Origin of the sequence: Enterocloster lavalensis (assembly GCF_046603895.1) — a bacterium.
Taxonomy (GTDB): Bacteria; Bacillota; Clostridia; order Lachnospirales; family Lachnospiraceae; genus Enterocloster; species Enterocloster lavalensis.
Genome location: NZ_CP176637.1, coordinates 3,584,599 through 3,599,914, shown reverse-complemented (window position 1 = coordinate 3,599,914; position 15,316 = coordinate 3,584,599). Strand labels below are relative to the sequence as shown.

General features: G+C 54.4%; 12 protein-coding genes. 2 read left to right on the top strand and 10 right to left on the bottom strand.

Annotated elements, in window-relative coordinates; translation table 11 throughout:
• Positions 1–17 precede the first annotated feature (17 nt).
• From yyaC to ACK2JC_RS16065, 6 genes are all read right to left on the bottom strand, one after another.
• Positions 18–617 carry a spore protease YyaC gene (gene yyaC, locus ACK2JC_RS16090; protein ID WP_007705316.1) on the bottom strand — a complete coding sequence of 200 codons (600 nt, stop codon included), beginning with the start codon at positions 615–617 and terminating at the stop codon, positions 18–20.
• Between the two features lie 263 nt (positions 618–880).
• A complete protein-coding gene (locus ACK2JC_RS16085; RefSeq protein ID WP_320937879.1) occupies positions 881–1,804 on the bottom strand; it encodes a nucleotidyltransferase in 924 nt (307 codons plus the stop codon).
• A gap of 83 nt (positions 1,805–1,887) precedes the next feature.
• On the bottom strand, positions 1,888–3,180 hold the full coding sequence (locus ACK2JC_RS16080; protein ID WP_320937878.1) for a 2-hydroxycarboxylate transporter family protein: 1,293 nt from the start codon (positions 3,178–3,180) through the stop codon (positions 1,888–1,890).
• A 30-nt stretch (positions 3,181–3,210) separates the two neighbouring features.
• The gene (locus ACK2JC_RS16075) at positions 3,211–4,317 is read right to left on the bottom strand and encodes an Ldh family oxidoreductase (protein ID WP_368271478.1); all 1,107 of its coding nucleotides are present in this window, start codon (positions 4,315–4,317) and stop codon (positions 3,211–3,213) included.
• Positions 4,318–4,332: 15 nt separating this feature from the next.
• Positions 4,333–5,334, bottom strand: a complete 1,002-nt coding sequence (gene pdxA, locus ACK2JC_RS16070) for a 4-hydroxythreonine-4-phosphate dehydrogenase PdxA (protein WP_206197047.1) — start codon at positions 5,332–5,334, stop codon at positions 4,333–4,335.
• Positions 5,335–5,376: 42 nt separating this feature from the next.
• On the bottom strand, positions 5,377–6,666 hold the full coding sequence (locus ACK2JC_RS16065; protein ID WP_320937876.1) for a four-carbon acid sugar kinase family protein: 1,290 nt from the start codon (positions 6,664–6,666) through the stop codon (positions 5,377–5,379).
• A 201-nt stretch (positions 6,667–6,867) separates the two neighbouring features.
• Here ACK2JC_RS16065 and ACK2JC_RS16060 point away from each other — a divergent pair, with 201 nt between their 5' ends.
• Positions 6,868–8,664 carry a sigma-54-dependent transcriptional regulator gene (locus tag ACK2JC_RS16060; protein ID WP_320937875.1) on the top strand — a complete coding sequence of 599 codons (1,797 nt, stop codon included), beginning with the start codon at positions 6,868–6,870 and terminating at the stop codon, positions 8,662–8,664.
• 116 nt (positions 8,665–8,780) lie between these two features.
• On the opposite strand, the gene ACK2JC_RS16055 is transcribed toward ACK2JC_RS16060, so the two are convergent.
• The 4 genes from ACK2JC_RS16055 to ACK2JC_RS16040 form a co-directional block, all read right to left on the bottom strand.
• Positions 8,781–10,163: a M20 family metallopeptidase gene (locus ACK2JC_RS16055; RefSeq protein ID WP_320937874.1), complete on the bottom strand. Its 1,383-nt coding sequence runs from the start codon at positions 10,161–10,163 to the stop codon at positions 8,781–8,783.
• A 93-nt stretch (positions 10,164–10,256) separates the two neighbouring features.
• Positions 10,257–10,640, bottom strand: coding sequence for a hypothetical protein (locus ACK2JC_RS16050; protein ID WP_227167022.1), 384 nt, complete (start codon positions 10,638–10,640; stop codon positions 10,257–10,259).
• A 55-nt stretch (positions 10,641–10,695) separates the two neighbouring features.
• Positions 10,696–11,739, bottom strand: a complete 1,044-nt coding sequence (locus tag ACK2JC_RS16045; RefSeq protein WP_320937873.1) for a ribonucleotide-diphosphate reductase subunit beta — start codon at positions 11,737–11,739, stop codon at positions 10,696–10,698.
• 28 nt (positions 11,740–11,767) lie between these two features.
• Positions 11,768–14,053 (bottom strand): ribonucleoside-diphosphate reductase subunit alpha, encoded by a 2,286-nt coding sequence (locus ACK2JC_RS16040; protein WP_320937872.1) that lies wholly within the window; start codon positions 14,051–14,053, stop codon positions 11,768–11,770.
• A gap of 336 nt (positions 14,054–14,389) precedes the next feature.
• Here ACK2JC_RS16040 and ACK2JC_RS16035 point away from each other — a divergent pair, with 336 nt between their 5' ends.
• The gene (locus ACK2JC_RS16035) at positions 14,390–15,253 is read left to right on the top strand and encodes a YitT family protein (protein WP_368271479.1); all 864 of its coding nucleotides are present in this window, start codon (positions 14,390–14,392) and stop codon (positions 15,251–15,253) included.
• The last annotated feature ends 63 nt before the right edge of the window (positions 15,254–15,316 follow it).

The window sequence follows — 15,316 nt, the reverse complement described above, 5'->3', positions numbered from 1 at the left end:
TCTATGGGCGAATTTTGTCAAACGATGACCGCGTTTTCCCATAATCGTTCGACAAGAAATATGCTTTCGCAGATGCAGTCCGCCATCTGCATCACCATGGAGAGCCGCACGCTCTGAAGCATCACCGGGTCATAGTTGCCGCAGCCGCCCACGATTCCGGTAATGGAAATATCTCCCACCGCCTCCAGCTCCTTGCTCACGCCCAATCCCGGCTTTAAAGCGCCCCGCCCAAGGGTTGCGTAGCCCACGTGGTCCGAGCTTCCCACCGAGGCGTCGATGGCCACCACCACGTAGTCCGGGTAATTGAGCCGGATATAGCGGGAGTACAAATCCAGGTTCATGGCGTGAACCGGCCGGTCCAGCGTGCCGATCACCGCGGCCCTGCGCAGCTTCCTCGCCCTCAGCTTATGGCCCACCAGGGGGCCTAAGCTGTCCCCGGTGGAGCGGTCGGTTCCGATGCACAGAAACATCACCCCCACCTTCTCCTTGGCGTCCAGCTCCTCCAGAATCAGCTGATTCAGCCGGGCCGCAAATACATCGGGCCGGAAATCCTTGCGCGTATTAAAATAGTCGATTGTATCCTGTTTCTGTATACTAAACTGTTTCCATAATTTCATAATAGAGTTGTCCACCTGATGATCCGATTAATTGCTGTGAGTCACCGCCGGCGGGCTCAAGCTTTTTTATAGTATAGGCTCCAACTCCGGAAATTATGCCTCCCCGGACGAAGAATGTAACGACACGCATCGCCGCTTCGGCGGGGTTCGTTTGATCGACAAACTTCCCGTCCACAGGCTGTGCCAGCGGCATTTTGCAATCAAAAAAAGATGGACACCCGCAGGCATCCATCCCTCTTTTTCATCAGAAACAGTGGCTTTTATCAGCTGAACAGCTTCTCGCTGTACACGCCGTCCGCAATCAGTTTGCGGATGGCGGCCACCACCGCCGCCTTGTCTTCCTTGTAGGTCACGCCGAACCATTTGTCCGGGGTGTTAAGCACACGCACACGGGCCTTGCCGGACTGAACCATCTCGTCGATGATCCGGGGCAGAAGGTACTCTGATTTCACATCTCCCTCTTTTAAATGATCCAGGAATTCCGGGAATCCCTTTTCCAGCTCCTCCAGGAATTTCACCGGCAGCCCCCACATGTTCATGGAAACCGGCTGGGACGGGCTCACGGTCACAGGGTTGCCCTGTTCGTCCTCCGCCTTCAGTCCTTCCTCCGTCATGCGGATGTTGTACGTCTCGTTGACCGTCTCAAGATAGCCGTCCGCCCCGGCCCGGCACACGCCGCGGGTCACGCTGCCGTTGTCGCTCAGGGTGTTGGACAGAATGAAGCCGCCCATACAGATATCGTATACATCCCCGCTCTCGTCCATCTCGCTCACCATGTAGTCATGGATCAGGCGGAAGCCCTCCTTGCCGTAGTAGTCGTCCGCGTTGATCACCAGGAACGGGCAGTTCACCAGGCCCTTGACCATCAGAACGGCCTGGCCGGTCCCCCAGGGCTTGGTGCGCCCCGACGTCACCTCATAACCCGCGGGCAGGGCATCCAGCTCCTGGAACGCGTACTCCACCTTTGCGATTTTCTCGATGCGGTTACCGATGATCTCCTTAAAATCCTTCTCCAGATCCCTGCGGATGATAAATACCACCTTGTCGAATCCCGCCTCCAGAGCGTCGTGGATGGAGTAATCCATAATGATCTCCCCGTTTGGCCCCACAGGCTCCAGCTGCTTGATCCCGCCGCCGAACCGGCTGCCGATGCCGGCCGCCATTATCACTAATGCTGTCTCTTTCATTTTCCTGTATCTCCTCTTTTAAAAACTGACTATAATATAGCACAGGAGGAGGGAAAAGGCAAACGGCTAATTGCGACAGAAGTTTATAATCCTGCGCCGATGATCGGCGCTATAATGCTGGCCAGCACGATTATCAAAGCGCCCCCGATCCTTGAGGAGATCTGAGCAAAGGGCATAAGCTCCATCCTCTTTCCGGCTCCCAGAGTCGCCACATCCCCCGAACCGCCCATATTGGCCATACACAAACCGGCTGTCATGGCGATTTCAACCTTGTTGAAGCCCAGAATACCCGCGATCAGCCAGGGACCGATCACGCAGCCGATCAGGGTTGCCAAAACCATGAGTACAAACCCCAGATTCAGATTGGCGATCACCACATCCAGGTCTACATAGACAACGCCAATCGTAATCAAAATCGCTGGAATACCGATTTTCATTACCAACTGGTACCACTGCTTCACGTCCTCCTGAACCTGCTCCGGCACGATCCCCGAAATCTTGCATACTGCACACAGAATAATCGTCCAGGCGTAGTAGTGAATCCCCGGCACAGCCAGTGCACACATTTTTCCTAACGTATAGAAAATGCCTGTGAGCACAAAGCCTCTTCCAAGCGCCCCAAAATCAATCTGGCTCATTTTTTCAGAAGCAGCTGCAATTATATCCTCTTTTTTCATCAATTTGCCATTCCCGGTTGTCTTGGGGAATTTTAAGCCCACGCCGTTTAACAGACCAGCTACCACAATGGCCAGGGCATTGCCCATCACCACTGCCGGCATCATCAGGGACAAATAGTAGGCGCTGTCCTTTGTCATAGACATTCCATAGGTGGCCGCCGTGGGCACAGCGCCCGCTGCCGTACCACCGCCCATAATCGGAAGTGCAATAAACAGAATCGCCTCGCGCCACCCATATCCGGTTAAAGCGCCCACCAGACCGCACATACCAAACGCACATGCAATTCCCAGCACAATGGGGATAAAATACAGGATACCGGCGCGCAGCAGAAGCTTCCGGTCCATTGCCAGTATGCTGCCACAAATCAGAGCGCCCACCAGCCAGCCATTATAATCCATATTTTTACAAAAATCCGAGACTAACCCAATCGTAGCCTCCGGAAATACTCCAAAATAAACCAAAGCCGCTGATCCGAACAGCGCGATAAAGGAGCCTCCCCCGAAATACGTGTTGACAATCGGCAACGCGTCGCCAATGTACATCATAAAAAGCCCCAGAACCGTACACACCACGAAGCCCCCCAAAAATCCCTCACATGAGGTTCCCGTCATGATACCTAAAACCGTGAGTACCAAAAGTACCAAAAAATACTTCATTGGAAAGAAACCCACACTGCTATTTTTTAACTGATTCCCCATTTTACACCCCTCCATAAATTGATACAGCGTTTATTGTCCAACCCCTGACTGTTTCAGCCATTCAGGATCCGCAACCTTAAATTCCCCGGCAATCTCCCGGATTTCCCGAATAATTTCCACCGGGTACACGATGCCATCTTTCATCTGCCGGTCAAAACTTCTGTACTCCAGCTCTCCCGGCAAATACACTTCCTCCGTATTGGAGGCAACCGGCGACGCTTTTATAAAATCAATCTGCCGGTCCATCCGCTCCTTAAAGGCTTGTACATCCGTCATGCGGCTGATATCCACCGCCATAAACAGCTGTCCTTTATTTAATCCCCCGTCAAAGTCTCCATATACCCGCTTTAAAGTAGGTCCAATGGCCCCGTTGCTAATGACCGAGCAGAGCATGCCAATCACAATCGCCATACCGGACCCTTTGTAATCTGCAATCGGCCTTAGGCTTCCCTTTAACGCTTCCTCCGCATCCGTGGTGGGAAGGCCGTTTTGATCCAAAGCCCATGTATCCGGGATAGGGCTGTGGGTTTTGGAGGCCACATCCACTTTCCCCTTTGCCACCACGCTCATCGCCATATCCAGCACAACCGGATAGTGATTGAAAGCCGGTATCGCATAGCTGTAAGGATTGTTCCCCACCCGGGAATCCGTGCCTCCCCATGGCGCCATCAGATTTCCCCCTCCAATGGTCGCCGAGAAACCGATCATGTCGTATTCCAGGGCCATGCGGGTATAATAGGCGCATCTCCCATAGTGGTTGCTGCCTCTGGCAGTCACAAAAGACACTCCATACTGTCTGGCCTTTTGGATTGCCAGCTCCATACAAAATTTTCCCACCGTCTGGCCCATAGCGTTATCCCCGTCCACCACGGCCGTGGCATCCCGGTCCACCACAATTACCGGACGTCCATCACGGTTGATACAGTCCGACATAATCCGTTTTGTATACAACTTTACCCGCTGAATTCCATGTGAGTAAACGCTTCTGGCATCCGCATCCACCAGTGAATCAGCCACCAGCTCCGCTTCCCCGCCCTTAAGACCCTCTGCCCTGAAAATATCACTGATCCAGGCCTTCATTTCCTCAAATGGAACTGTAATCGTCTGATTAAAATGATAATGTGATGTATTCTTCATAAGATACCCCCTCCGTTATTGGTGTCCCGCCAATAATGCTGCGTATTCAATGGCATTTAACAGGCTGGCCTCACTTGCCGTCCCCTTACCCGCCTGGTCAAAAGCCGTTCCGTGATCTACAGAAGTCCTGATAATAGGAAGTCCCAGCGTAATATTCACCCCTGATACCGTTTCCCACTTTCCATGTTCCCGGTCATAGACAAATCCCGCTACCTTAAGCGGTATATGTCCCTGATCATGGTACATTGCGACCACAATATCGTACCAGCCCCCTCTGGCTTTCGGAAACAGGGAATCCGGCGGCACAGGGCCCTCTGCCAAAATACCTTCATCTCTCGCCTCTGTAATTGCAGGTATTATCTCCTCAATCTCCTCCTTTCCAAACAATCCATTCTCACCGCTATGTGGATTGAGCCCCGCCACACCGATCTTAGGTTTTTGAATTCCCATCTGCCTGCACGCCTGATCTGCAATTCGGATCACCTCCAGAACGCGCGGTTTTTTGACCAGATCGCAGGCCTGGCGCAGTGAGACATGAGTGGATACGTGGACCACCCTGAGGTTTTCGTGTACCAACAGCATCGTGTATGATTTCGTGCCTGTCATATGAGCATAAATCTCTGTATGGCCTGAATAATGGTGGCCCGCAAGATTCAGCGCCTCTTTATTCAGTGCATTGGTAACCGTCGCGTCCACTTCCCCGTCCCTAGCCAGACGGATCACCTTCTCCACATAGCGAAATGCCGCCTCTCCGGATATCTTCGTTACCTCCGCCCGCAGTAACTCCCCTCTATCCACAATTTTCAAGTCGAAAACATCGATTATCCCCGGTTTAAACCTGCATTTTTCCACTGAATCCACAGGGTGAATCGCAAGATCTTCCCGCCCCGTAATCTTCAGAGCCTCCTCCATTACCCAGGCATCCCCGATCACCAAAGGGCGGATTTTCTCATAGATCGACGGATTCCCCAGAGCTTTTACCGTAATTTCCGGGCCGATGCTCCCTGGGTCCCCCATTGTAATTCCAATTACGTTTCTTTTCTCCACTGTTCGTCCTCCTCACCGGCTGCACACACAGCATTGGGCCGTATGACGGTTCCCCAATATCTGTCCCGCCAGGTCGTTAAGCAGCGTCTCTGCCCCGAACCCGCCCGATTTTGAAATTACCTGGCACCATATCCCCTGATATTGAAAACGCGACAGAACAATTCCGGGCCCCACCTCCCTGACTGGTTCCATCTCAACCACCGCAAGGCGCTCCATACAGGCCAGCAGCGTATCACCGCCTGTAATGAGCAATGAAAAAGGCTCACCACCTGATATCAGGCCTTCCAACACGCATCCCAGCGACTTCGCAACCCGTTCCCGCACCTCCTTGGCGGTAAGCCCCAATACCCCGGCATAATTGGCGGTCTTTCCGTCTCCGGGCGGGTCGGTACTGTCAATAATACAACATGTGCTCCCCCGGATTCTGTTTTTCCACTCATTCAGAACTGTAATTCCCTTCTCTGCGCTCCAATACCCAGTTTCCAGTTTCTGCTCCGGTGTCAGACTAAGCCTCAAAAAACCATTTTGCTGGGCATAACTCAGTTGCCGAATGGTAATCGGATTCAGACTCCCACTGATCACCAGGAATTTCCCCGAGAATCCCTCCGGCACAGGCGGAACCCCTTTCAATTTCAAAAGTCCAGGTAATACCGCCGCGAATCCGGCGCAACCCGCCATCACGGATAATCCCCCCATGTCAAGCAGTTGTTTTCCAAGTTTTTCCAGCTGTTCGTCCTCCTGGGCGTCCAATACCACAATTTCCGGAGCAACCTGTGTGCCACCAATCGCTTCGTTCCAGCGGATCGTTCGGACGTGAACGGAGCTCTGCCGTTGAATCAACTCTGGAATATAGGAGCACTCCACCGGGTCATAGGGATCCTGTCCGAACACGCTCTCCTTCACCGGTATTCCATTAATATAATGATATCCGGCTTCAGTGGTCCTGCCGATTTTGGGATACGCCGGGAAAAATGGAAGGATATTTTTCCCTGAGGCAGCCAGCAGGGCGGTAAGCTCACTACCGATATTGCCCCTCAACGCCGAGTCTGTTTTCTTATAAATATAGGGAATCCCACTGGCGATTCCGCGAATCGCGATCCCATATACCACATCATAGGCCTCTTTCGCCGGCAGATGTCTTGTCTCCGCATCCATTACCAAAACCTGAATTCCCGCTTCCGCCGCGCGGTAATCATAATTCCGGTCTGTCACAACCCGAGTCTCTGCGCCGCCCCCGGCAAACTGAACGCCTGTGTCCAGTGCTCCGGTAAAATCATCTGCAATGATCAGCAATTCCAGCATCGGTTCACCACCTATTTGTTTTATTTATGAACATTTAATTTGCTTATATTTGTTTATATTTATAGTATAAACAACCATTATCGTAGAATCAACTGAACATTTTGTATTTTTTGTTTATTTTTTTAACATTTCCATATATTTCCTGTACACGTTCGTTCATTTATGATACACTTATTTCAAAACAGAACAAGGGAGGGGAAAATGGACCGAAAAATCCGTATATTAGGAATCGCCCCCTACGAAGCGATGAAAACCGCCATGCAAAAGCTGGCGGCACAGCGGGACGATCTGGAATTGGATGTTTATTCAGGGGATTTGGAATACGGCGCAGAAATAGTCCGGCACAACCTGAACAACGGCTACGATGTCATCATATCCCGAGGAGGGACTGCTGAACTGATCGGGAGAATCACTTATATACCTGTCATTGAGATTTCTCTATCCGTCTATGATATCCTCCGCTCCATCAAACTGGCGGAAAACTACGCGGACCGCTATGCCATTGTTGGCTTCCCCAGCATTACCGGCAGCGCTCATCTTCTATGCGATTTGCTCCAATACAGAATCGATATTGTAACCATCCACGGCTCGGAGGAAGTGCTTGGAACGCTTCAGCGTTTGAAGCAGAACGGATACCGTATGGTAATCTGTGACATGATCACGCACACTACCGCCAAGAATCTGGGGTTAAACGCGATCCTGATCACATCCGGTTCCGAAAGCATTGAGAGCGCGTTCGATCAGGCTGTCAAGGTCAGTACCGGCTATTTGCGGCTCCAGGAGGAAAATCGTTTTCTGGAGGAAGTAGTGAAATTTCACACCGGAGACACCGTCATACTTGACGCCTCCGACGATATCTGCTTTTCCTCCTGGGACCGCGAGAAAGCCGATGAACTTTACGCGCTTTTACGGGGGGAAAGGCCTCAAATCCCCCCCACAGGCAGCCACAAGTTTTTTCGGAATATCGATAACACACTGTTTTCCATCGACAGCCGCATCATTGACAGTATGGGACAGGAGTACGCCGTATTCTACATCACCGCCTCCAAGATCCCAATCAATACAGGGCGATACGGCATCAGCTTTCACTCGCTTCGCGATACACAAGAGCGTTTTTTCAACAGTTTCTACAGCATTACCGGAGCTATGGGAGATCTGCAGAACTCCATCGATCAGATCGGTCAGAGCACATTTCCCGTGATGATCACCGGGGAGAGCGGAACCGGAAAAGAACAGATTGCCAGGGCTATATATGCTGGAAGTATCTACAACCGTAACCCTCTGGTTTCCATAGACTGTGGTCTGATCAATGACCGCGGCTGGGAGTATCTGACAAACCACTACAATTCCCCCTTCAACGATGACCAAAACACGATCTATTTTAAAAATATAGAAGAATTGCCCTCCCAAAGGAGCCGCCTGCTGCTCTCGCTAATCATTGATACGGGCTTGTACCGGCGCAACCGACTGATTTTTTCCTGCACAGGAGAGGACGGGCATCCTCTCCCCGAAGCCTGCCAGGAGTTTATCAAACGGTTGTCCTGCCTGACCGTCTGTCTCCCCCCGCTGCGGGAGCGGACTCAGGAAATCCCCACGCTCTCCAGCCTTTATCTGAATACATTAAATCTCACCCTTGGCAAGCAGCTGACCGGGTTTTCTCCGGACGCCATGGATTTACTCAGAGAATATGACTGGCCCCAAAACTATACACAATTCAAACGAGTGATAAATGAATTGGCAGCTATCACCAATGCCCCGTATATTCAGAAACGTGATACCGAGACGGTTCTGACCAAGGAAAAGGCAATCTTCAGACGCAGCAGCGGAGGATATCACCGCGCGCCAGATCCGAATATCAATCTGAATCGGCCTCTGGACGAAATAACCCGCGATATCATCAACCGCGTAGTCGCCGCTTCCGGCGGTAATCAGACAACTGCCGCCAGACAGTTGGGAATCAGCCGGACCACTCTCTGGCGCTATCTTAACCGAAGCTGACCAAAAAGGCTGCCAGCCGCATGTGTTATGTGTTCATAACATTCATGTGGTTGGCAGCCTTTTTCATCTCTTTTTCTGATAGCATAAACATGCCGGACATATGATGCAGGCCTCTGTCAATTCCCAAACACCACATCCTCCGCCAGTCTCCCCAACACCTTCCCGCACCTTCTAACATCCTCAAAGGGCACAGACTCATTGGGTTTGTGGGCCAGTTCCAGGCTGCCGGGGCCGTAGGACATGCAGTTTTTGTTGCCCAGGGTTCCGGCGATCACCGCGGTGTCCGTGTAACCGTTGAAGGAGCCGACCTCCGCCTCCTGCCCGGTTACCTCCAGCGCAGCCCGGCGCAGAGCGGCCAAAAGGGGCGACTGATCATCCTTCTCCACATAAGGCCGGTCCCCGGTGACCACGTAGCTTCCCTTTACCCCTGGAATCTCCGCTTCCGCCGTCCGCACCGCTTCGTCCATGATCCGCTTTGCGGCCGCCGTATCCGTGGGCGGCACCAGACGCATATCGATCCACACCCGGCAGCGGTCCGGCACCACGTAGGGCCGGTAGCCGCCCTCGATCTGGCCGAAAGTCACGGTGGAGATTCCCAGGTCATGGTGGGCCGGGCAGTCCTTGATCCTCCTGCGGATCAGGCTTACGGCCTCGGCCATGGCCGCGATGGCGTCCGCGCCCTTCCAGGGATTGCTGGCGTGGGCGGTGATTCCCTCCATGGTCAGTTCAAACCACAGCCGCCCCTTGTGGGCCACCTGGATCTGCCCGTCCGTGGGTTCGGTGTCCAGATACCAGTCCTGTTTTGTGGCCCAGCCCCAGCGGATAGCCGCCTCCACGCCCCGCATGAAATCCTCCTCGTCCACGGTTCCGATGAACACCAGGGGCCGCACGGGCCGCATGCCCTGTCCCACCTTTTTCAGAATCCCGGAAAACGCCGTCAGCGCGCAGGCAAGTCCGCTCTTCATGTCGCAGGCTCCCCGCCCGTACAGACGCCCGTTCTCCGTCACCGCCCCCAGCGCCGGGCGCGCTTCGTCCCAGCCGTCCCCCAGCATCACGGTGTCCATGTGGCAGATAAAAGTCAAAGCCGGGCCGGGCTTCTCCCCGGGAATCCGGGCCATCACGTTGTAGCGTCCCGACAGGGCCTCACGACGGCAGAGCAGAATTTTACCGTTTTTCCGGTCCGCAGCCGCTACCGCCCCCCGGCTGGCCCGGCCTTCCGCCCCTCGTCCGGCCCCGCTTTCCGCGCTCTCATCCGCGTCTTTACAGTTCCCGGCCACCCCGCCGCAAGCGCTTTCCAGGCGGCTTTCCTCCCCCACTCCGGCCTCATCCCGCTCGTCCGCCTCCAGCCCTGCTTCCAGAATCCGCCCTCTCAGCCATCCGTAGATAAATTTCCCGATCTCCTTCTCATACGCCCCGGGATCGGAGCTGTCGATCCGCACCAGATCCCTGGCCAGCTCCCAGACCTCCGACTTCGTTTCCGCTTCATTTACCATTTCCATTTTTCTTCTCCTCCCGCCGCGCCGCCGTCCTCCCTGCGCGTCCGTAAATTAACTATTTGAATCTTTCACCCGCTGTGGCGTCTTTTCCGCCCCTCATATCTGGCAAAAATAATAATACTCCACCTTGTCGATCACAACGCTCATATTGGGGTTATCCAGCATTTTCCGCGTCTTGAGAAGCACCCGTTTAATCGCTTCCCGATACAATTCCCCATCGTGAATCTCCGCAGGGTTGCGCACCGATGTGATCACATGACCGGTATTGCCCAGATTGCAGCCCCGGACCTCCCCGCAGATGATGTTGGTGGTCAGCACCGATCCCGTGACGTAGACCTGCCGTTCCCTGTACACCTCGTCGGCCGCAATCTCCCAGCATTTTCCCACAAATTCATTGGTATAATACTTTGTATCGATCCCATAAAAACTGATAATGTACCGCTCCGTTACCATGGCAGCCCCGCAGCTTTTTATTACCATTGTATTCCGGCTTTCGGGGTTTCGTGAGCGCAGGTTTGCCAGGCATTTTCCACCCCTACAGGTCGTCCACCAGCGCCGTGCTCTTAGCGTAGGCCGTGCTCTTGGCCTCAAAAAAGTCCGTTTTCACCATGTTGGCGTTGGAATACTGCCCCACCCACTTCATGGACTCCGGCTCCTCCTCGTACCCCTCATAGAGCGGCTCAAAGCCCAGGCTGGTCCAGCGCAGATTCCCCAGGTAACGGATGTACTCGGTGACCATTTCCCTTGTAAGTCCAGAAATGCGGTCCCCGATCACATAGTGGCCCCAGGCGGTTTCCTGCTCAACGCCCTCCTCCACCATGGCTTTTAACATCTCCACGGTCTCCGGCGAAAACAGCTGCGGCTCCTCCTTCTTCAGCTCCAGGATCATGTTGCGGAACAGCCACAGATGGGTGTTCTCGTCCCGGTTGATGTAGCGGATCTCCTGGACGCTGCCCGGCATTTTCCCGTTCCGCCCCAGATTGTAGAAGAACATGAACCCGCTGTAAAAGTAAATTCCTTCCAATATGTAGTTGGCCATCATCACCCGCAGCAGAGTCTGGGCGTCCTTCTTCTCCTGGAACTCGTTGTAAAGCTCTCCGATGAAGGTATTTCTGCGCAGCAGGTGCTCGTCGTCCTTCCACTGATAGAGAATGGTGTTGCGCTCCACCGGCGAGCAGATGGTATCCAGCATGTAGCTGTAGCTCTGGCTGTGCACCGCCTCCTGGAACCCCTGGATGGTCAGGCACAGATTCACCTCGTTGGCCGTGATATACTGCCCGATGTTCGGCAGGTTGGCGGTCTGGATGGAGTCCAGGAAAATGAGGAAGCTGAGGATTTTGTCGTAGGCGGTCCGCTCCGCCTCCGGCAGCTCCGGATAATCCTTGATATCCGAGCTCATGTTGATCTCCTCCGGAATCCAGAAATTGTTCATGGCCTGGCGGTACCAGCCGCTGACCCAGGCATATTTCATATTATTGAAATCGTTCAAGTTGGTGGTATTTCCCCCGATCATCCGGCGCAGGTTCACCTCCGTGTCGCCCTGGGGATTAAATAACGGTTTTTTAATCAGTTCTGCCATTGTCTTTCTCCTGTCTTGCCTCTTTCGTTTAGCTGGAACAGCTCTCGCACGCTTCCACTTCCAGCGCCTTGCTGCGCACGTAATAAATGGTCTTGACCCCTTCCTCCCAGGCCTGGATGTAGAGATTTAGCACCTGACGCATGGTGTACTCGTTGGTGATATACAGATTCACGCTCTGGGCCTGGTCGATGTGCCGCTGGCGCGCGCCCGCCGCACGCACGGACCAGGTCTGATCCACCAGATGGGCTTCCTTGTAAAGCCAGTAGGTCCGCGGCGTCAGCTCCGGCGCCACTCGCGGCAGGATCGCGTGCTTTTTCTCCTCCAGGAAATACCGCTTCATCACCGGGTCCACCCCCGCGGTGGTGCCGCAGAGAATGCTGGTGCTGCTGGTGGGGGCCACCGCCACCAGGTAGGCGTTTCTCATGCCCTGGCGGGCCACCTTCCGGCGCAGTCCGTCCCATTTTTCCCCGGTATAACCCCGCTTGTCAAAGTAAGCGCCGGTTTCCCAGTCGCTGCCCTCAAAATAGTCGTAGCTGCCCTTCTCCGCCGCCAGGTCGCTGCTGGCCTCCACCGCGGCGAAATTGATGCGCTCGAACACCTCGTCCGCAAACCGCAGATGTTCCTCGCTCTCCCAGGCGATGCCGTTCTTTGCCAGCATGTGGTGGTAGCCGCTGACTCCCAGGCCGATGCTGCGGTAGCGCCGGTTGGTGATTTTGGCGTAGGGCAGGGGATAAAAGTTCAGGCCGATCACGTTGTCCAGGGCACGCACCGCGCTGGCGGTGATCTCCCGCACCGCCGCCTCGTCGGTCACGTCGATATTTCCCAGACACAGGCTGGCCAGGTTGCAGACCACAAATTCACCGGCTTTGGTGGTCGTCACCACCACGGTGTCCCCGTTCTCCTCCCGTATCTCTGTACTCACCGTCTCGATGCCCGCCATGTTCTGGGCGATCTCCGTGCACAGATTGGAACAGTAGATCATACCCTTGTGGCCGTTGGGGTTGGCCCGGTTCACCACGTCCCGGTTGAAGGTAAACGGCGTCCCCGTCTCCACCTGGGAGCGCAGGATCAGCCGCACGATATCCTTCAGCACCACGGTGCGCTTGGAAATGCGCCCGTCCGCCACGCAGTCCAGATAGCGCCGCTCCCACTCCTCGCCGAAGCTGTCCTCCAGGCTGTAGCCCTTCACCTGCAAAATCTCGTGGGGACACATGAGATGCCAGGGCTGGTTTAAGTCCTCCTTCGCCATCTTCCAGAACAGGTCCGGGTAGCAGATGGCCGGAAATACGTCGTGGGCCTTCATGCGGTCGTCGCCGTTGTTGGTCCGAAGCTGCAAAAATTCCGGCAGGTCCTTGTGCCAGGCGTCCAGGTAAACAGCCACCGCGCCCTGGCGCATGCCCAGCTGGTCCACGGCCACCGCCGTGTCGTTCACCAGCTTCACCCAGCGGATCACGCCCCCGGCCGCGCCCTCAAAGCCGCGGATGCTGCCGCCCGTGGCCCGGACCTTGCCGAAATAGAGGCCCATGCCGCCGCCGAACTTGCTGACCTGGGCAAAATTGTCGATGCTGCGGTAAATTCCTTCCAGGCTGTCCGGTACCGTGTCGATAAAGCAGCTGGAAAGCTGGTGGAAGGGCTTTCTGGCGTTGGACAGAGTGGGCGTGGCCATGGTCACCTGCATGCTGCTCAGCATATCGTAAAAACGGCGCACCCAGGCCATGCGGCAGTCCCTTTTTTCCTCCATGGCCAAATGCAGGGCGATCCCCAGATACATCTCCTGGGGCGTCTCCAGGGGCTGGCGCTTGTGATTCTGGATCACATAGCGCTTGATCAAAAGATCCAGGCCGGAGTAAGTGAACAGCTTGTTCCGCTCCTGATCCAGAAAGGTCTCCGCCTCCCGAATCTCCTCCTCAGTGTAATGCTCTAAAATGTAATCGCCGTACAATCCCTCTTTCGTGAGATAGACCAGCTTGCCGTAAAAACCGGAGATTCCCAGCCCGGCCAGCCGTTCCTCAAGCTCCTCCTCGAACTGGCTGTAGCGGATTCTGGCCGCGATGAACTCCCACCGGGGCGCCTCCCGGGAGGTCAGCTCCGCCGCGGACTGGATCAGGCTGTCGTACAGCTCCGTCCGCTTCATCCCGGGCTTTCGAAAGCTTCTGAATTTATTGGAAAGGATTTCCAGTTCATATTCCTGCCCCGGAAAATCCTGTCGGATCCCCTCCAGACACGCCCCGACCGCTCCCCCCTCGAAGGGCGCGGCAATGTCCAAAACTGCATGCTCGTCCGGCCTTTGGCCGTAATGATTGGTCTGTTCCATAGTCTCTGTGTCTCCTTCTGCGCCGCCATGGCAAAAATACCCGGCACGGCGCTCAATTCCCGTCTGATCCGCCGGCCGGGGCCGACGTCACGGGCTCTATTATAAACCATATATCTTGTGGTTACAACCAATATTTTCAAAATTTTATACCAAATCCTGTATTGTTCCAAAACAGGCAGTTTTTTCCTACAACGCCGGGATTGTACCTCTTTCAACCAAAAATGTGGTTGCACATACGGGCAATCCGGATATAATCTAAAGTTAGATTTATAAAACTATAACTGCGGCAACGGGGTCGCAGAGGGAGGATGCTTTCCGGCTGGAAAGGACTGGATTATGAAAGACATGAAGAATCCAATTATGCATACATTAGCTGAGTATGCGCTGATAACCGCTAGTATTATACTCATGGTAGTTGGGGTATATTTCTTTAAATTTCCCAATCACTTTGCATTCGGAGGCGTTACCGGTTTTTCCACCGTTATCAGCGCCATGACGCGCTGGTCCGCCAGTGACTTCACCTCCATTGTGAACATGGCCCTTCTGGTACTTGGATTTCTGTTTCTGGGCAAAAGCTTCGGCGTGAAAACTGTTTACGCCAGCGTCGTGATGTCCCTTGGCCTTTCCGTGCTTGAGCGCGTGTGTCCCTTAGACCGTCCGCTGACCACGGAGCCGCTTTTGGAATTGATGTTCGCCATCTTTCTGCCTGCCATCAGCAGCGCCATCCTGTTCAACATCGGCGCTTCCAGCGGCGGAACCGACATCATCGCCATGATTTTAAAGAAGCACACCAGCTTAAACATCGGCACCGTTCTGATGCTGGTGGACGTGGCCTCGGTAGCCGCCTCGTTCTTTGTCTTTGGACCGGAGACCGGCCTGTTCTCCACCATCGGTCTGGCCGCCAAGTCCCTGGTGATCGACGATGTGATCGAGAACATCAACCTCTGCAAGTGCTTTAATATCATCTGCGACAACCCGGACCCGATCTGCGACTATATTATCAACACCCTGCACCGCAGCGCCACTATTTACCAGGCTCAGGGAGCGTTCACCCACCACAACAAGACGGTGATCATGACCACCATGAGCCGCGGACAGGCGTTGAAGCTGCGCAGCTATATCCGCCAGGTGGAACCCCACGCCTTCATGCTGATCTCCAATTCCAGTGAGATCGTGGGAAAGGGATTCCTGGCCAGCTGACCGGGACATATCGATATCATAAGCTTTAAAGAAGTGCGGCCGCCGTTCCCGGCGAAACCGCAC